Raw genomic sequence first — 18,994 nt, 5'->3', positions numbered from 1 at the left:
ATGTGTAAATTTTATTTTACAAAATTGATGTTAGCAGGTAAATGTGACTAAAATCACGTAATCTAAATTAGCAAATACTTAACAATTTAATAATTAGGCTTCAACTTTATTTTTAACAATTTCAGCATAAGCAGCATCCCAAAGGTCTATCCTTTTTTGTAATGCCTGTTTTGCGGTTTCTTCTGCCTCAGTCCAAAAGGCTTCATCTTTTTCACAAAGCTTCTCCGTCATGGAGAGTGCTAAATGGCTATGGTGATCGCCATCCACTTCTATATGGCGCTCCAGGTAATATTTAAAGATTGAAACTTTGTCAGCCTGCGTGCTATTCAAGTCATTTACCATGCTAAAAAACATGTTTGGAATTAAATCTTCACGGCCAAAGGTAAAGCTGGCAGCTTGTAAATGTGTTTTTCCACTGTTAATGGTTTCGAAAGTGGCATTAACAAAATCCTTTGCAGTTGCAGGTACCCCGGCAATTTCAAAAGCCTCATTAAAGCTTTTTCCGTTTTTTAGTTCCTGTAAAAAGGTATTGATCGGTTTCGTATTGGCACCGCATTGATTCATTGCATCCAGATAGAGTTCGAAGTGGCTCTTTATTTCTCCGTTAGCATCCACATCAGATTCTTCGCCCGCTACAATTTCATTAATGAGTTGCCTGGTAACAGGATCTCCTACCGGGAACCAGGGTAAGGTAGTACAGGTTAAATTAATTTGTAAGGCTTTAAGCAGCGACATAAAATCCCAAACTGCGAAAATATGGTGTTCCATAAAAATGCGGAGGTCTTCCAGTTCACTAATTGCCGAATAAACCTTATGGTTAATAATCTCTTGCCTAAGTGGCTCTATTTCTTTTTGGATTTTTATAATATTGGAATGCATACTTAAGTTTGGTGTATGGAGTGTTGAGTTTGGAATCCAAACCTCATCACCCAATTTAATCGTTCGCTTCTATTCTTTTTGCTGTAGGTACTTATATTGATAGTAGCTACCAAAAAGTCTGCGAATTTACGCGGTAAAATTAAGTTATACAACCTTTTATCCCGAGTAATTAATGATGAAAAATTTAGTCAATATTTTTTCTAAATTAAAAAGAGGCTTGGCTTAATCCTCTTTTTAATATAAAAGCACAAACGTTCTGACTTTCGCCAGAACGTTTGTGCTAATGATAAGGATATATTTAAATGTTATTTCGGCATTAAAACAGTATCAATCACATGGATTACACCATTTTTCTGGTAAACATCTGCAATGGTTACAGTACTCATTCCACCTTTTTCGTCTTTTAGAACTAGTTTTTTACCTTCCATCCAAGCCCAAAGTTTACCACCTTCTACTGTTGTAAGTTCGGCTTTGCCACCGCCAGCTTTAATTGCTTTTGCAATTGCTTTGCTATCCATTTTACCGGCAACAACGTGATAAGTTAAAATTTTAGTCAGGGTTGCTTTGTTTTCTGGTTTAACCAGGTTGTTTACAGTTCCTGCAGGAAGTTTATCAAACGCAGCATTTGTTGGTGCAAAAACAGTAAAAGGACCAGCACTTTTTAAAGTTTCTACCAAGCCAGCTGCTTTAACTGCCGCTACCAAAGTAGTGTGGTCTTTTGAGTTTACAGCATTGTCTACAATATCCTTAGTCGAATACATGGCTGCGCCACCAACCATTGGATTTTTTTGAGCGTAAACTTGTGTTGTGAATGCCATTGTAATTACGGCGAATACGGATAAGATTAAATTTTTCATTATTTCTAATTTTAAGTTTCTGTTATTTGGTTCCATTTACGACGGATTACAGATACTTGGTTTTTAGAAATGAAAATTATTATTTAATTGATTGATTATGAGATTGTTAATTTTTGTTTTTTTGATTTGTAAAGGTGCTGTTGTGGTTCTTTGGGAAGAGCAGCCCCGCTTTTCACTACTTTCGATGAAGAATCGAAACCGCTTCAATCCGGGTTTATTTAACAAAGGTCTGTTCTTAACTTGACCCGCGATTTGACCGATCCATAGTGCTTTTGAAAATCGCTGTTAAACGCCAACCGCAAAACGCTCCCCGCTAATTCACCTTCGCCGTTCTTACTTTTTTAGAAAAAATATTTGGAAAAAAACGTTTCAATAAAACCGCTCTTGTTTCTTTTCCACCAATGTAAACTTCTTCTTTTTTATTGTGGATGGCCTGTACAATCTGTTTGGCACAATTGGCAGGTGTCATCGCATTTTCATGTGCTTCGCCCATGATATTTAATGGCTTCCCATCTGCGGTGAGTGCATTATAGGTTACATTGGTTTTAATAAATCCTGGGCAGATAATCGTAATATCAATGTTTTTGTCGTAAACTTCTGATCGGAGCGAATCAAAATAACCATGCAGGGCATGTTTTGATGCTGCGTAACTAGAACGCAATTTCGTGCCGAATTTCCCAACAAGACTACTAATTACAGCGATCTGTCCACCGCCGTTGGCTATCATTAAGGGTAAAACCGCTTTACTGAGTACAACTGTTCCCCAAAAATTGGTATTCATAATTTGTTGTTCAGTTTCCAGGTTGGTTTCTAAGGCTAAACTTCGCTGGCTCACACCTCCGCTATTGATCAATAGATCTATCTTACCAAAAATACGGATGGCATCGGTAGCTTTGTTTTCGAGTGTAGTTGTTTCACTTAAATCGAATGGGAGAACGTGGACATTAAACGAATTTTGACAGTTTCCTTTAACGCGGAACAATTCGTCGCGGTTTCTTCCTGAAATAATCAGTTTGTCGCCTGCTTTAAAATATTCATATACCAGGGCCTCGCCAATACCTGATGATGCACCTGTAATCCATACAATTTTTGACATATATTTTAATTAATTATTGAATGATTGAGTTTTGAATGAGTGAATGTTGTTTTGATCGCTAAATCAGTCATTCTCTAATTCAAGCCTTCTCAATTCACTCATTCATTCCCTACAATAAATAATTCCGAAGCAATATGATCGGCAAACAATTTTCCGTTCTGACTTAAACAAATCTTATCGCCATCAATCATCAGCCAGTCTTTATCTTCGAAATTTTTAAGATTATCTTTTGTCTCTTCCAAAAAATCTTTACCGAAATCGGCATTTATTTTTTGTAAATCAGTTCCCCACATGGTTCTGAGCGAAGTCATGATGTATTCATTAAACCTGTCATTTAAACTCAGTTCTTCAGCAATTTCAGGAAGCTTGCCATTACCCAATGTTTCCATGTACAAGGCATTATTAGCAGGGTTCATATAACGGTTCTGTCCATTAAAGCCATGTGCCGATGGACCTATGCCGATATAATCTACGCCTTTCCAATAATTGGTGTTGTGCACGGCATAGTGGTTTGGCTTAGCAAAATTTGAAATTTCGTAGTGTTCAAATCCGGCGTCAATCAGTTTATCCATTAAAATTACAAACTGAGCAGCACTTTGGTTATCGCTTACGGGTGTTTGTTTTTTATTTTTAATGGCATGGGCTAAAGCTGTCCGGGGTTCTACCGTTAGGGCATAGGCCGAAATATGTGGAACCTCAAGCTCAATTGCCTTTTGGATATTGTTCAGCCATTTTTGATCCGTAAGCAAAGGGTAACCATAAACTAAATCGAGTGTTAAGTTTTCAAAACCGGCATCCTGACTTCTCCTGATGCAGTCTTCCGCTTCTTGGGCCTGGTGCGCCCTGTTCATCCAGATCAGGTCTTCATCGTAAAAAGATTGAATGCCCACACTAAAGCGGTTAACCGGTAATTGCTTTAGCTCTTTTAACTTCTGCGCGGTTAAATCATCTGGATTGGTTTCGATGGTAATTTCAGCGTTTGCGTCAACCGAAAAAGTATGGTTAATGGCGTCAAAAATTTTTTGCAAAGCCACCTGAGATAAAATTGAGGGTGTTCCGCCACCGAAATAAATGCTTCCAACCTGACCGCTAATCCGGTTTTTTTTCATTTTTATTTCTTTGCAAATAGCCTCCACCATTTCGTCAGCATATTTTAATGAGGTACTGAAATGGAAATCGCAATAGTGACAAGCCTTTTTACAGAAAGGAATATGGATATAGATGCCAGACATTGATGCAAAGATAGCGAAGTTAAATTTTCTTTATTGTCATAATATATGATCGGTGATTAGGGCTATAAATTACTAATTCATAAAAAGTAAAGCAATAGCTTTACTTTTGGATTGTTTTTGTCAAGTAATAGCTTTACTTTTTAAATGCTTATTAGGCGTGTAGTCATTGTTCCTAAAGTAAGTTCTTCATTAATCCATTTATTTTCTTTAGGTAAACCATGATTATTCGACTACTTTTGCATCCTTAAGTTTTGATTTACAGCATGCCGAAATTTATTTTCTTTTTGTTTGCGTTTGTATGCGTTGCTCATTTTGTAGGAGCACAAGAAATTCCTGTTCAAACTGATAGTGTAGCTGCAAATCAATACCAATATCGAAGATATCGACCTGATTCTGCAACATTGGCCAAACAGAAGTTTACTACTGATTCTTTAATTCGCCACACCTGGGTACTTCCTGATCGTTTAATTAATAAAAGTGCACTTTTAGATACTATTGAAAAGGAATATCTTTCTCCAAAACTGGATTTATGGGCATGGCACAAGAAATACCAGCATTTAAAGAAAAAAGCTAATCCTTACCAGTTGGGTACAAAAATCCCTAAGGGAAACGTGGGTTTGCTGGGCTTTATTTTTGGTATGCTCATCATCTTTGCGATTCTAAAAAATGCTTTTTCGAAGCAGCTATCGGCAATCGTTCAGTCATTTTTCAGTAACAGGATTTTGAATAATATTAATAAAGAAGATAACCTCTTTAGCTCATGGCCATTTTTGTTGCTTTTTGTGCAGTTTGGGTTTGTTTTTGGGATGTTCTTTTTTCTGGTGGCCCAGTGGAATGATATGTATCAGGCTAAAGATGGATTTAAATTTTTCTTTAGTATATCCATTACTATAATTGTTTTTTATGCGCTAAAATTAATCCTCCTGCGCTTTTTAGGTTACTTATTTAATGTGCAGAAACCGGTAGGCGAATATATCTCAATTTTATACCTCAGCTACTTCAATGCCTCATTACTGTTTATTCCTTTAGTGGTTGCTTTTGCCCTATCACCACTTAAATATGGTTCAGTTTATATCGTATTGGCATTCTTGTTATTAGGCATCATTTTTACATTTCAGCTTTTGCGGGCTGGTATAACGATACTTTCTAACAATAAGTTTTCTAAAATGCATTTATTTTTGTACTTTTGCGCCCTCGAAATATGTCCCGTCTTAATACTAATTAAAACGATAGGACTGTAGCAGGAAAAGGAAAATGCAAGAAAAGAACGACTCTAGAATCCGCAAAGTAAAAAGTATTTTGGTTACTTTACCAAAACCTGAAACAGAAAAATCTCCTTACTACGATTTGGCCAAAAAACACAACTTAAAAGTTGATTTCAGGTCTTTTATTCATGTTGAAGGTGTACCAGCAAGAGACTTTAGAAAGGATAAGATTAACCTGGCTGATTTTACGGCAGTGATTTTTACCAGCCGTAATGCCGCAGATCATTTTTTTAGAATCTGTGAAGAAATGCGTTATGAGGTGCCGGCAGAATTAAAATATTTCTGTCTTTCTGAAACCATTGCTTTGTATTTGCAAAAGTATATCCAATACAGAAAGCGTAAAATCTTTTTTGGTAAACAAACTGCAGCTGATTTAGCAGAGGTGTTAAAGAAGCATGCAAACGAAAAGTTTTTATATCCTTGCTCTGATATGGCTACCGAAGACACCATGAAGTTTTTGGAAAAAAGCGGATACGATTTTACACCTGCAGTTTTATTTAAGACCGTAGTAAGCGATCTATCTGATTTAGCTGAAGTATTCTACGATGTTATCGCGTTTTTTAGCCCATCAAGTATTCAATCGTTGTTTAAAAATTTCCCCGATTTTAAACAGAATAACACCCGGATTGCTGCTTTTGGAACCAATACCAGTAAAGCTTGTACCGATATGGATTTGATAGTGGATATTGCTGCGCCAACCCCAGGCGTTCCATCAATGACAATGGCCATTGAAAATTATATTAAAATATCTAATAAATAATACGATAAGCAATTTATTATAAGTCGACACAATAAATGCGTAACTTTCATTGTTAATAAGAGTTACGCATATTGTAGGAAAACGTATAAAGTTGTTCATTTTATTTAAAATTTGCTTTTATAGATAATTTCAGTGATTTTTGATAAAATTGCTCCTAATCGTGCTATGCACACTATAAAAATATGAAGAAAATCTACCTTCTAGCTATTGTAGGTATAACTGTAATGCTGGCGAGCTGTGGCCAGGGTGGTCAAGGTGAGTTGGTTGGCGCTTATAACCGAAAATTTAAAAACAATAGAATCCCATCAGGAATGGTTTATGTACCACCAGGACATACCCCGCTAGGAGGTTCGGATGAAGATATTACTTTCTCTCAGAATGGGCCAAGTAAAATGGTTACCATTAGTGCATTCTTCATGGATCAGACTGAAATTTCCAACGCAGAATACCGCCAGTTTACCAACTGGGTACGCGATTCGATTGCAATTGTGATGATGGGCAATCCGCAACAATTTATGGTTACCCCAAGGGGAAATGCTGCAGCTGCTTTAGGTGGAAATAAATATATCGATTGGAAAAAGGTTGGGCCAAACGGTGCCAACATTTGGCGTAATAGAGGCAGGGGTGTTGCTGCTGCTCAGGTTAGCCAGTTAGATGGGATGTATTACTCAGGTTTGGATGCCCTTCCAGGCAAGAAAGAATTAGATGTTCGTAAATTCGAATATTCTTATGCTGAATTAAATATGGAGAAAGCTGCTCTTGGACACAAAGATCCAAATAGCAAGCGCCAGGATTATATCGATCGTTATACCGTTGCTATTTACCCAGATACAATGGTATGGAAAACAGATTATTCTTATTCACAAAACGATCCTATGGTACGTGGTTACTACAACCACCCTTCTTACGATGATTATCCTGTAGTTGGTGTAAGCTGGGAGCAGGCAAAAGCATTCTCTCACTGGAGAACAAGATTGTACGATGGAGTTGCTACAGCAAGAAAATTGCCAGCAGGATCAAGGTCAGATTATAGATTACCTGCTGAAACAGAATTCGAATATGCTGCTAGAGGCGGTAATACCAAAACCAAATATCCTTGGGGAGGTCCTTACATCAGGAATACAAAAGGATGTTTGCAGGCTAACTTTAAACCAGGCCGTGGTGATTATTCGAGCGATGGTGGTATTTATACCGTAGGCGTGAGATCATACTTCCCAAATGATTATGGTTTGTACAACATGGCAGGTAACGTTTCCGAATGGACTTTAACTGCATATAACAAAGGTGCCAGCCCACTATTACATGACCTGAACCCTAACTTTACTTATGATGCCGGTGCAACCGACAGCAAATACAAAAAACGTAAAGTTGTTAAAGGCGGTTCCTGGAAAGATACAGGTTATTTTCTTCAAAACGCCGTAGCGACATACGAATATCAGGATACACAAAGGTCATATATAGGTTTCAGGTGCGTTTCATCTTACCCTGGCACCGATTTAAGACGTTAAACCGAACAACAAAAAACTAAAGAAAAACATCAAAATTTATGGCAGCAAAGAAACAACCAGGCTGGTTACACGTAGCGATTTCATGGGGAGCAAGTATTGTAATTATCGGAGCGTTATTTAAAATTACGCATTTTGGTGGATCATGGGCAAATTTAATTATAGGCTTTGGTCTAGGAGTAGAGGCTTTATTGTTCTTTTTAACAGGTTTCTTCCCGCCAGAGCCAGAACCAGCATGGGAAAGAGTTTACCCTGAGCTACAAGCAGATTTTAAAGGAGAATTACCAACGGCTTCAGCCAGGCCTGTTGCAGCGGTTGCACCAGCCAATACAGCAGCTTTAGATAAAATGTTGTCTGATGCTAAAATTGGTCCGGAATTGATCGAAAGCCTGGGTGCTGGCTTGCGTACTTTTGGTGATAAGGTAGCAACGATTTCTAATGTTGCTGATGCATCTACTGCAACGAACGAATTTACAGGTAAGATTAAAACAGCATCAGCTGGTTTTGATAATTTAAGTGCATCTTTTGAAAAAGCTACGGCTAATTTAAAAGCAATGGGCGAAAGTAATGTAGATTCTCAGGCTTACCACGATCAGGTTAACAATTTGGCTAAGAACTTATCGGCTTTAAATGCTGTTTACGAACTGGAATTACAAGATTCTAGCGCGCATCTAAAATCGATGAATAAATTCTATTCAAACTTATCATTAACCATGCAAAACTTCAACGAATCGATGGAAGATTCTAAACAGTTTAAAGAAGAGGTGAATAAGCTGGCTAAAAACCTGTCATCGCTTAATGCAATTTATGGCAATATGTTATCGGCTATGAATAGCCCTCGTGTATAATTTGTTTAGTTTTTAATTTTTAAAGAAAAGCTACATCAAATATGGCAGGCGGAAAAGAAACAACAAGGCAGCGGATGATCAATATCATGTATTTGGTATTGTTAGCCATGCTCGCCTTAAACGTATCAGATACCATTTTAGATGCATTCAAGAATATCAACGATAGTTTGGATACATCTAAAAACAATGTTAACACAAGTATTAATCAGCTGTTTTCTGCCTTCGAAAATTCGAAGTTGAAAGAAGAGCCGGCACGTGCTCAGCCTATTTATGATAAGGCTAAAGAAGCTCAGAAAGCAGCTGATGACTTAAATAATTATATTGAAAGCATTAAAAAAGAATTTACTCAGGCAGGTGACGGAATCGATCCTGAAACTGAGGATTTGGTAAATAGATCTAATCAGGATATTGCACAGAATATCATGATTAATCAAAAGAAAGCTGATGAGCTAAAGAAGCGAATTAATGCGACCAGAGAGAAATTAATCTCTTTATTAGATCCTGCAGATAGAGCGAATGTTTCTTTCTCTCTTGAAGCTAAAGATCCGGTAAGAAAAAGAAAGGGCAACTGGCAAGAAACTTACTTCGGTGAAGGAACGCCATTAACCGCCGCCATGACAATTTTAACCAAACTGCAAACAGATACTAAAAATGCTGAAGCTGAAGTTGTAAAGAAATTGTTCGGAAATATGGATAAAGCACAGGTTAATCTGGATCAGTTTGCAGCAGTTGCAGTAGCACCTACTTCTTATGTAATCCAGGGTCAGCCCTATACTGCTGAAGTATTTTTAACAGCTAGTGATTCGAGATCGAATCCTGATATTACCGTTAATGGAAGTAAATTATCCGTTAAAGATGGTAAAGGAACTTATACAGGCGGTACCAGTAGTGTTGGTCAGTTCACCTGGGTGGGTACTGTTCGGGTTCGTCAAACTGATGGCCAGGTAAAGGAGTACAAAACTCAACCGCAAACTTATCAGGTCGCAAAACCATCAGCATCCGTTTCTTCAACCAAACTGAATGTAATTTATGCAGGTATTGCCAATCCATTTACGATTTCAGCCGCTGGTTTTCCATTAGAAAGTGTGCGTGCGTCAATTTCAGGAGGTTCAATGTCTGGTAGTAACGGAAATTATAACGTGAATGTTCCGGGAAGCATGGTTGGTCAGGAAGTATCAATTAATGTATCTGCAAATAACGCTGGTAAAACAGTTAGCTTAGGCTCACAAAAATTCAGGGTTAAAGCTATTCCAGCTCCTGTTGCTAAAGTTGGTGGCCGCGCTGGAGGCGATATCGCTTCGGTACAGCTAAAAAGCGAAACTGAAATTGAAGCAGATCTGGATGATTTTCCTTTTGATGTTAAGTTTAAAATACAACGTTATAAATTAACAATTATTAAACCACGTTCCGATGCTGTTACCATTGCTGGTAGTGGTGGAAATTTCGCTGGTGCAGTTAAAGGTGCTATAAACTCGATTACGCCTGGAACAAGGGTGTTTTTTGAAGATATTGTTTCTGTTGGGCCAGATGGTCGTCAAAGAATTCTGCCTTCATTAGCGTTTAGTGTAAAATAAAAAGAAGATGAAAAGGACTTTAAGTATTGCTATTTTAGTTTTATTAACCGCGTTTGCTTTTGCACAAAAAAAGCCAACCAAATTAGCGCCAAAGAAGGCTGCGCCAGTAGTTGCTGCTCCTGCAGCAGATACGGTGAAAGCTCCAGTTAAAACGGCTAAAAAGAAACTAAAGGTACCACCTAAAGATGGTTTCTATGCCCGTAAGGACATTGATAGTACTGAAATGGTTCCTTTGGCTGATGTGAGGGAAGAGGATGTTTTTTATGCAAAAAGGATCTGGAGAGAAATTGATTTACGTGATACGGTTAACTCGGCCTTAAAATCGCCTAAATCACGACTAATTGATGTTTTGATTGCAGCAATTAAAAAAGATGAACTAACAGCATACTCGCCAATTGATAGTGCCTTAAACGAAGATGATGCTTTCCTTAATCCAATGTCTGCAGATTCTGCAGCTAAATCAGCTTTAGGAACAGCAGAGGTTTCGAACAATAAAACCGGAACGGTTACTACGGTTGTTAATGATTTTAACCCGGAGTTATTCCTAAAATTCAGAATAAAAGAAGACTGGATTTTCGATACCAAACGTTCTATTTTCGAACCGCGTATTGTGGGTATAGCACCATTAAAATACAATGAGGTTTCCAAACAATGGCAGCCTGTATTTTGGGTATACTATCCGGAAGCCAGGGAGATTTTAACAAAGAAACGTTTGATTAATACCAATAATGATGCTTCATCATTAAGTTTCGATGATTTCTTTATTCGCCGCTTATTCAGCAGTTATATTGTAAAAGAGTCAAACCCCGGAGACAATAAAATCAGAGATATTATTAGCGATCCAAGGGAAAGGTTGTACGAATCAGAAAGAATTAAAAAATCTGTTCTTGATTACGAACAAGGTCTTTGGGAATATTAAAATATTACAAAAAGCTTCGATGAAAATCGGAGCTTTTTTGTTTATAATGGTTTCAATATAGTGAAGGATTTTGAATTTTAAGAAAACCTACTCATATAGATCTCTCCGTTTCGCTACGCTTTAGTCGAGATGACGGATTTGTGTGGTAGAGATCGATCATAGAATTGCAGATATAAATTGTTATTTCGGCAGTAGCAGGAAAAATCTTAATTCTTCTTCTACGAAATCAGATTTAAAGCATTATTTCTGATTAAAATAAGCCTGGAGCGTAATCATCTGTTTTTTGTTCAGCACTTCTGCTAGTTCTTTTTCAGTGGCCTCTTTAATCTTTTTCACTGATTTAAAATGAGTCAATAACTTATCGGCAGTTGTTTTTCCAATACCTTCAATTTGTTCCAGTTCAGTTTTAAGTGTACCCTGGTCGCGTTTCTTTCGGTGAAAGGTAATTCCGAAGCGGTGGGCTTCATCACGAAGCTGTTGAATAACTTTCAGTGTTTCCGATTTTTTATCTAAATACAAAGGGTAAGAATCACCTGGATAGAACAGTTCTTCCAAACGTTTGGCAATACCGATCACCGTCACTTTATTTTCTATTCCCAATAACTTTAAGCTCTTAACAGCCGATGAAAGCTGGCCTTTACCGCCATCAATAATGATAAGTTGTGGCAAAGTCTGGTTTTCATCCAACATTCGCCTGTAACGACGGAAAACAGCCTCTTCCATGGTCGCGAAATCGTTAGGGCCTTCAACCGTTTTCACATTAAAATGGCGATAGTCTTTTTTAGATGGTTTGGCATCCTTAAATACCACAATTGCTGAAACCGGATACTTCCCCTGAAAATTGGAGTTATCAAAACATTCAATATGTTTTGGAAGCTGCGTTAAACGCAGGTCATTCTGCATGGTGGTTAAAATCCGGTCGGTCCGTAAATCTGGATTCAGCTTTTCATATTGGTTAAGCTTTTCTTTTTTAAAGAACAGTACATTCTTTTGCGAGAGCTCTAAAAGTTTCTTCTTTTCCCCTAGTTTAGGAACGGTAAACTTTAAACTCTCATCTTCCAGTGAGGGCTCGAAAGGAACAATAATTTCTTTCGAGGTACTGTTAAATTTTGTTCTGAACTCCAACATCGCCAAGGTTAAAATCTCGTCGTCGCTTTCATCCAATTGCTTTTTAACCTCAATGGTTTGTGTCTGGATAATTGTTCCGTTCATCACCTTTAAGTAGTTCACAAAGGCATAACGCTCATCTGAAGCAATACTCACCACATCCACATTGGTAATAGCACTATTTACCACGGTAGATTTACTCTGGTATTTCTCCAGTACTTCTAATCTCCTTGCATATTGATGCGCCAGTTCAAAGTTCAAGTTTTCTGATGCCGATTTAATGACCCCTTTAACATCCCGGATTACATTCCCGATTTTACCATTCAGGATTTCTTTAATCTCACCTATATTTTTATCGTAGTCGTTCTCCGTCTGATAATTTTGGCAAGGCCCTTTACAGTTGCCTATCTGGTATTCGAGGCATACTTTAAATTTTCCTTCAGCTATATTTTTCTCTGTTAAGGGCAAACTGCAGGTACGAAGCGGATAGGTTTCCTTAATCAGGTCCAAAATGGTGTGCATCATGCCTATCGAGCCATAAGGGCCGAAATAGGTAGAGCCATCTTTTATAACCTTACGTGTCCAGTAAATGCGGGGAAAGTTCTCATTTTTAACGATAATCCACGGATAGGTTTTATCGTCTTTTAAATTGATGTTGAATTTTGGCTGATGTTTTTTAATCAGGCTGTTTTCCAGTAGCCAGGCATCTATTTCCGTATCAACAATGGTAAAGGTGATTTTCCGGATCTTGGATACCAATACCCTTGTTTTGCCATTAAATTGGTTTCTGTCGCTATTAAAATATGAACCTACACGGTTGCGCAGGTCTTTCGCCTTTCCAATATACATGAGCTTTCCATCAGCATCCCAATATTGGTAAACACCGGGTTTATGTGGAATAGCTGTTAATGCTGTTTTATGGTCGAAACTGCTCATTATTTACAAAAATAGGATTCGAGAGGGATAATTTTGATTAAAATGAACCAAAGTGAAACATTTTACAATTTGGGCGTGTTCCTAAGCTACGCAAAGGGTCAGGCTATCCGTTATAATCTTTTGTTGCCTTTCGGCCGCGCTCGAGGCGGCAACAAAAGGATTTCCACTGCTATCCTTCACGCAACCGCCAAAACATTAAAAACCTAACTTCTCATCCAATTCTGTTGCGCCTTCTTCCTGTTGCTGGTATTGGTTACAATCAAACGTGATGGAAATACCCGATTTTGGCGCTTCGAAATCAGCATGACTGATCTTCAATGCTGGGTTAGCATACACTCTTTTGATAAATCCTGCAAAGATTGGTAAAGCAGTATTTGCACCCTCACCCTGGCTGGTGCTAATGAAGTGGAAAGCCCTATCCTCGCAACCCGTCCAGATACCGGTTACCAGTTGTGGGGTAATGGCCATAAACCAACCGTCAGAGTTATTTTGCGTAGTACCTGTTTTCGCTCCGATCGGTGCATTTACCTTGTATTTATAATTCAATCTCGAGCCGGTTCCGTTGGTAACCACACCTTTCAGCATTCTGGTCATTACATAAGCAACTTCTTCGCTCATTACAGGTTTTGGTATTTCCTTTTGAGAAAATAGCACCACACCATTTTTATCTTCAATTCTCAATAAATAAATCGGCTTGGTATAAGTGCCTTTATTGGCAAAAGCACCGTAAGCGCCTACCATATTATAAACTGAAGAATCGAACGTACCTAAACAAATAGATGGAAATGCCGGAACATTAGGGATCCCCATTTTTGTGGCTAATGTAGATACCGCTACAGGACCAACCTGTTTCATTAAATAAGCGGTAACAAAGTTTTGCGAGTAAGCCAGTGCTTTTTGTAAAGTAATGCTGCCCGGTAGTGGTTTGCCTGAATTTCTTGGCGTCCATGGTTCACCGTAACCGTCTATCGTTACCGGAACATTTGGTACAGTATAACAAGGTGAATAACCATTTTCAATGGCTACTGCATAGGTAAATGGTTTTGCTGTTGAACCGACCTGACGGGTTCCCATTTTAACCTGATCGTATTTAAAGTGTTCGTAATTAATTCCACCAACCCATGCTTTCACATGTCCATTGGTTGGGTCCATCGTCATCATGGCATTACGCAAAAGCATTTTGTAATAACGTACCGAATCGATGGGTTTCATTACCGTATCAATGTTACCTTTCCAGGTAAAAATGGTCATTTCTGTTTTGGTGTTGAAATCATCTTTAATTTCATCGTCTGATTTACCTTCCAGTTTTAACGATTTATAACGGTCTGATCTTTTAACGCCCTGCTCAATCTGTAAAGCTTTATCCTTAAAAGGATTTCTGCCTTTCCAGCTGGCGATAAACTGTGCTTGTAGCACTTTCATATATTCTTTTTGTGCTTCCTCGGCGTATACCTGCATGTCATAATTTAATGTGGTATAAATTTTCAAACCATCGCGGTCTAAATCGTAAGGTGTACCATCCGGTTTAGTAATCGACTGCTCCTGAAAAATGTTTTTGATGTCATTTTTCAATACCGAACGGAAATATGGTGCAATACCATCATTAACGGTTGCGGCATTGAAATGCAGGTTTAAGGGTTTGTCTTTTTGTTCATCAAATTCCGCCTGGGTTAAGAGCTCAGCTTTGACCATCAAAGCCATTACAGTATTTCTACGATCTCTCGAGCGCTCAGGATGACGCGTTGGCGAATACATAGTTATCCCTTTTTGCATGCCCACTAAGGTTGCTGCCTGGGTTAAGGTTAATTTATCAGGAGTGGTATTGAAATAAACCCTGGCTGCCGATTTAATACCATAAGCCTGGTTACCAAAATCGACCGTATTTAAATACATGGTTATAATTTCTTCTTTGGTATAGTTGCGTTCCAGTTTAACAGCAACAATCCACTCTTTAAACTTAGTTAATACCAGGGAGAAAAAATTAAGGTTCGATTCGCGTGGAAAAAGATTTTTAGCCAATTGTTGAGTAATGGTACTTGCACCTTGTTTTTTGCCAATTAAATTATAACCGATAATGGTGAACGTACGTTTAAAATCTATGCCCGAATGCTCTTTAAAACGCGTATCTTCTGTCGCAATTAATCCGTTAATTACATTTTCAGAAATGTCTTTATAAGTAACATTCGATCTGTTCTGAACAAAATAAGTGCCTAAGGGACGACCATCTTCGGCAATAATTTCGGAAGCCTGATTGCTTTTCGGGTGTTCTATGTCTCTGAAAGAGGGTAGTGCACCAAAAAGACCTAATCCGATCATCGAAATGAAGATAGCGAAGAGCGCAATTCCGCCGATCAGTATTTTCCAGATGAGTAAACTATATCTTTTTGTTTCTTGTGCAGAAAGGGATTTGTTCATTTTAATAAATCAGGTTAATATATTTGTTGTTATAATTCATTAAGTCATAGTTTTGTTTCACTCTTCCGCGATTCCAAAATATGGTTTACTTTTTTCTGAATTATTTTTGGCAGTGTTTTCCAGTTTTTGTCGTAATCTATATAATATTCGTCTTCTTCATTCCCTGCCGGATAATATGCTGTTGCTTTTACCTTTTCGAAATGATAATAAGTAATCACTTTTAATGGTTTTGCATCTAATCCGTCACTTTCACCAAAATAAGTTAAATAGAATTCGGGCTGTCCGTCATTGTCTATATCATCTGCCAGGCAATATTTATATTCAAAGGTAGGATAATAAAGTTCGCTACCCGAATCTTGGAAAGTGCACTTTTTTATGTATTTATTGTTTTGTTCTTTAATTATAAACGCACTTAGCATTTTTGTGGTATCGGAAACCGGCTCAACGTAATCCTTTCTCACCGGTTTATTGTCTAAACCATATACATCCACACTATCGCCACCATAATTACTTATTTTGATGATGTTTTCTTTGAATGCAAAAATATAATGCTCCAAAGACTTAGTCCTAACATCGATCAATAATTTTGTTTTTCCTTTGCCAATATTTACAATGGAATTATTAAGCAGGTTAAAATCCGGGTCTTTTTCGTGGAGATACCTAATCTTCAATGTTGGTTTTACACTTTTATTTCCGCTGTTTTTTCCATCTTCAGCAAACTTACAAGCGCAAGCAATCGTAATGAACAGCATTGAAATAAAAAACAGTTTCATGTTGTTTTTTTAGTAATTGTCTTTTAAAAACTCCAGATATTCATTAATCCGCTGTCTATCGGTAAGCTTACCAAAATTCTCTTTACTAATGATAAAAGCCTTATACAGGTTGGCCGGAACTTTCATAATGTTCTTTAGCTGGCCTGTAATGCTCGATTCGTAAAGTTTAGCATCTTCAAGGTCGATAAAACTTGTAATGTAAATCAACTGATCGTTATCCAGTTCTACCAATTTATGTTCCAAATCGTTGTCGGGATAATTTCCGCGGTTAAACTGACCGATCCCGAAACGCGATGAACTTAAGGTTAAAGTGGCATCGGCCACATCGATTACATAATAATACTCTTCTGATTTTGCAGCACTGAAAATGCTGACAGGTTTGGTTGGATCAACTGGTTTAACCTCCACAGGTTTGGCGACAGGAGTTGGTTCAGCCTTTTTTGTTACAGGATTTTCAACTACCAAAGGTTTTGTTGGAACAGCAACCGGGGCGGCCTGACTTACAAAACGGGGTTCATTTGCATCAAAATCAATAAGGGCAACCAGCCTTTGTTTAAATTCATCCAGATTGGCCTCGATGTATTTTAAATGATCACGAACCAATGGCGTAATAATTTTATCGTTTGGATAATTTGTTGTGATCAGGTTAAATTCAGTCAATAAGGCATCAACTTTTGCGGTACGGCCAACTGCGATTGCCTTTAAATAAGCATACTGCGGTGCCAGATCGTTATTTGGGAAAGCTGAAATATTATCATTAGCCTGCTTTACTACATTGGTATAATCTTTTCTTGCATAAGCATCAAAAGCTGCATTGTAATTGTTGATGGCAATGTTTTCCATCTGTGTTTGCTTTGCAGAATAGGTTGGGTCTAAAATATTTTTCGCAAAATTAGATTCAGGGAATTTTGTAAGCACCAATTGTTTGTACTGTTCAGATTTTGCTTCATCTAAACCTTTATAATTGAGGTAAAGACTGTAATAAATGGCTACGAGGTGATTATTTTCAGGATATCTTTTGATCAGTTCCATGTATATTTTATTGGCCTCTGGTTTATCGTTCAGTTCCTGTTGGTAAAAACTGGCGATTTCAAAATAAGCATCAATAATTTTTTGGTCGGATATTGCCAATAGCGGCTGTGTAGTAGGTAAAGCATCCAAAAACTGCTTTTCTAATGAAGTTTGGTCGGTGGCAGCCGCATTGGTTTGGCCATTTGCAGGTATAATTTCTGTAGCTACCTTTCCGCCAGCTAAAACCTGGTTGGTTTCTTGTGCAGATGAACGTACACTCTGGCGCCAGTTGTCTTCCAGCTGCCTATTACCCCAACGTTTTTTGAAGTCACCAAAGCCATTGCTTATTGCAGCATTATTATTAAAATAAAAGGTATTTCCAGCAACATTGTTCGAAGCATTTAGTGATTGATTAGGGAAATCCGGGTCGTTTAAATACTGGTTGCTAATTACAGCTCCGGTATTGACCACCTCCACCTTTGGTGTTAAATAAGCCTTTACCTTTGCCTCGCGTTGGTCGGCAGGAAGTTTGGCAATGGCCTGAGCGGTATCTTCTTTGGTGATAATAGTATACCTATCAGTTAAATATTGAAGATTGTCGGCCTTTTTAACAATATTATCGTAGTCAGGAAAGTTTTTAGGTAAAATCATTACCGTACTATCATAATACAGTTTCGCTTTAATGTAGTTGTTAAACTCTTTAAAGTTTAAATCTGCAATTCTTAAGTAAGATAAGGCCTTCTGAGTTTGGTTTCTTGTGCTTTTTAAAACTGACTTATGGTAATTCTCTTCAGCCTTTACAAAGTTTCCTTCAGCAGAGAAAAGTTCTCCAACCTGATAATAGATCTGATCGGTATAGTCAAAATTTTTATCGTCTTTAAGTAATGCTAAAAGCTGTTCCTCTTTATTTAGCTTAACGCCACTTAATAATGCTTTCAGCTTAATGCGGTTTAAATTGGCATGAAAATACATTTCAAAAGGGGCATTGCTTTTCTCTACCTTGGTGAAGTTAGCGTAGGCATCCTGAAGATTTTTTTCTTTTTCCTGCAACTGCGCTAATATAAAACGCCAACGGATACGAAGCTGTTTTTCGGCCGGTAACGCAATTGCCGATTCTAAAAATAAGATGGCTTCTTTATTGCGTTTCTGATAAATACGCATTTGAGCGGCAGTAGCTAAAGGTTCTGCCAGGTCTTTTTTTAATTCATCAGAAGCACGCAGCATGGTATCGATAATTTTATCTGCCAGCACCATATTGTTCAATTGCATTTGGCTACGCGCTTTCCAGTTCATCGCCATAATGAACGTTTTAAGGTCGTTGTTATAGGTTTTTGCCGTGTAATCGAAGTATTCAGAAGCGATAAAATAATTGCCTTTCAGGTAATTTGCCTTACCTAAAAGCATATAGGCATCGTCAATATAGTTGCTAAAACTTTTATCGTTTATGATGGTTTGTCCTTTTGTGATCACATCGTCCAATTGTTTATTGGCAACACCAGGGGTTAAAACCAGATTTATTTGCGGCTCAGGATCAAGGTAAACAGGTAGGGTTTTTTCGTAATTATCGGGATAACTTTGTAACATACCCTCATTGTACTCGCTTAGTAAAACATTAGCGTTGTAGATATAGTTATACCTTGCAGTTAAGTTCTGAAATCTGCGATCTACGGCTGTATCTTTATTTGCGACACAGCCATAAATAAGGAGGACACTAAAAAAGATGAAAAAGGGATTTAAGTTTTTGCTAGCGTAATTTTTCAAGTATGATAAATCTCTTAGGTTAATATATGTAGAAAAATATTTTATTTGGCAACAAA

14 protein-coding genes are annotated in these 18,994 nt (G+C 37.7%); 6 read left to right on the top strand and 8 right to left on the bottom strand.

Features of this window, described 5'->3' with window-relative positions:
* Window positions 1-93: 93 nt before the first annotated feature.
* The 4 genes from BCL90_RS11170 to hemW all read right to left on the bottom strand — a co-directional run bounded on the left by BCL90_RS11170 (window position 94) and on the right by hemW (window position 4,064).
* Window positions 94-879: a DUF3050 domain-containing protein gene (locus tag BCL90_RS11170; protein WP_121284048.1), complete on the bottom strand. Its 786-nt coding sequence runs from the start codon at window positions 877-879 to the stop codon at window positions 94-96.
* Between the two features lie 305 nt (window positions 880-1,184).
* Window positions 1,185-1,736, bottom strand: coding sequence for a fasciclin domain-containing protein (locus BCL90_RS11165; protein ID WP_121284606.1), 552 nt, complete (start codon window positions 1,734-1,736; stop codon window positions 1,185-1,187).
* Between the two features lie 313 nt (window positions 1,737-2,049).
* Window positions 2,050-2,832 (bottom strand): SDR family oxidoreductase, encoded by a 783-nt coding sequence (locus BCL90_RS11160; RefSeq protein ID WP_121284047.1) that lies wholly within the window; start codon window positions 2,830-2,832, stop codon window positions 2,050-2,052.
* A 98-nt stretch (window positions 2,833-2,930) separates the two neighbouring features.
* Window positions 2,931-4,064, bottom strand: a complete 1,134-nt coding sequence (gene hemW, locus BCL90_RS11155) for a radical SAM family heme chaperone HemW (RefSeq protein ID WP_121284046.1) — start codon at window positions 4,062-4,064, stop codon at window positions 2,931-2,933.
* Between the two features lie 263 nt (window positions 4,065-4,327).
* Between hemW and BCL90_RS11150 the strand changes: the two genes are divergently transcribed.
* The 6 genes from BCL90_RS11150 (at window position 4,328) to porN (ending at window position 10,935) form a co-directional block, all read left to right on the top strand.
* Window positions 4,328-5,305 carry a DUF4271 domain-containing protein gene (locus BCL90_RS11150; RefSeq protein WP_121284045.1) on the top strand — a complete coding sequence of 326 codons (978 nt, stop codon included), beginning with the start codon at window positions 4,328-4,330 and terminating at the stop codon, window positions 5,303-5,305.
* Window positions 5,306-5,318: 13 nt separating this feature from the next.
* Window positions 5,319-6,089, top strand: coding sequence for a uroporphyrinogen-III synthase (locus BCL90_RS11145; RefSeq protein ID WP_121284044.1), 771 nt, complete (start codon window positions 5,319-5,321; stop codon window positions 6,087-6,089).
* Window positions 6,090-6,271: 182 nt separating this feature from the next.
* Window positions 6,272-7,597, top strand: coding sequence for a T9SS ring complex lipoprotein PorK/GldK (gene porK, locus BCL90_RS11140; protein ID WP_121284043.1), 1,326 nt, complete (start codon window positions 6,272-6,274; stop codon window positions 7,595-7,597).
* A 38-nt stretch (window positions 7,598-7,635) separates the two neighbouring features.
* Window positions 7,636-8,442: a type IX secretion system motor protein PorL/GldL gene (porL, locus tag BCL90_RS11135; RefSeq protein WP_121284042.1), complete on the top strand. Its 807-nt coding sequence runs from the start codon at window positions 7,636-7,638 to the stop codon at window positions 8,440-8,442.
* A 41-nt stretch (window positions 8,443-8,483) separates the two neighbouring features.
* Window positions 8,484-10,016, top strand: a complete 1,533-nt coding sequence (gene porM / locus BCL90_RS11130) for a type IX secretion system motor protein PorM/GldM (protein WP_121284041.1) — start codon at window positions 8,484-8,486, stop codon at window positions 10,014-10,016.
* A 7-nt stretch (window positions 10,017-10,023) separates the two neighbouring features.
* Window positions 10,024-10,935 (top strand): type IX secretion system ring subunit PorN/GldN, encoded by a 912-nt coding sequence (gene porN, locus BCL90_RS11125; protein WP_121284040.1) that lies wholly within the window; start codon window positions 10,024-10,026, stop codon window positions 10,933-10,935.
* Window positions 10,936-11,175: 240 nt separating this feature from the next.
* On the opposite strand, the gene uvrC is transcribed toward porN, so the two are convergent.
* From uvrC to porW, 4 genes are all read right to left on the bottom strand, one after another.
* Complete coding sequence (uvrC, locus tag BCL90_RS11120) at window positions 11,176-12,978, bottom strand: excinuclease ABC subunit UvrC (RefSeq protein WP_121284039.1); 1,803 nt, start codon at window positions 12,976-12,978, stop codon at window positions 11,176-11,178.
* A gap of 195 nt (window positions 12,979-13,173) precedes the next feature.
* Window positions 13,174-15,393, bottom strand: coding sequence for a transglycosylase domain-containing protein (locus tag BCL90_RS11115; protein ID WP_121284038.1), 2,220 nt, complete (start codon window positions 15,391-15,393; stop codon window positions 13,174-13,176).
* A gap of 44 nt (window positions 15,394-15,437) precedes the next feature.
* On the bottom strand, window positions 15,438-16,166 hold the full coding sequence (locus BCL90_RS11110) for a hypothetical protein (RefSeq protein ID WP_121284037.1): 729 nt from the start codon (window positions 16,164-16,166) through the stop codon (window positions 15,438-15,440).
* A 9-nt stretch (window positions 16,167-16,175) separates the two neighbouring features.
* Window positions 16,176-18,938 (bottom strand): type IX secretion system periplasmic lipoprotein PorW/SprE, encoded by a 2,763-nt coding sequence (gene porW, locus BCL90_RS11105; protein WP_121284036.1) that lies wholly within the window; start codon window positions 18,936-18,938, stop codon window positions 16,176-16,178.
* Window positions 18,939-18,994 lie beyond the last annotated feature (56 nt).

It is taken from the genome of Pedobacter alluvionis (assembly GCF_003664035.1).
Classification (GTDB): Bacteria; Bacteroidota; Bacteroidia; order Sphingobacteriales; family Sphingobacteriaceae; genus Pedobacter; species Pedobacter alluvionis.
This window is presented reverse-complemented; position numbering and strand designations above follow the sequence as displayed.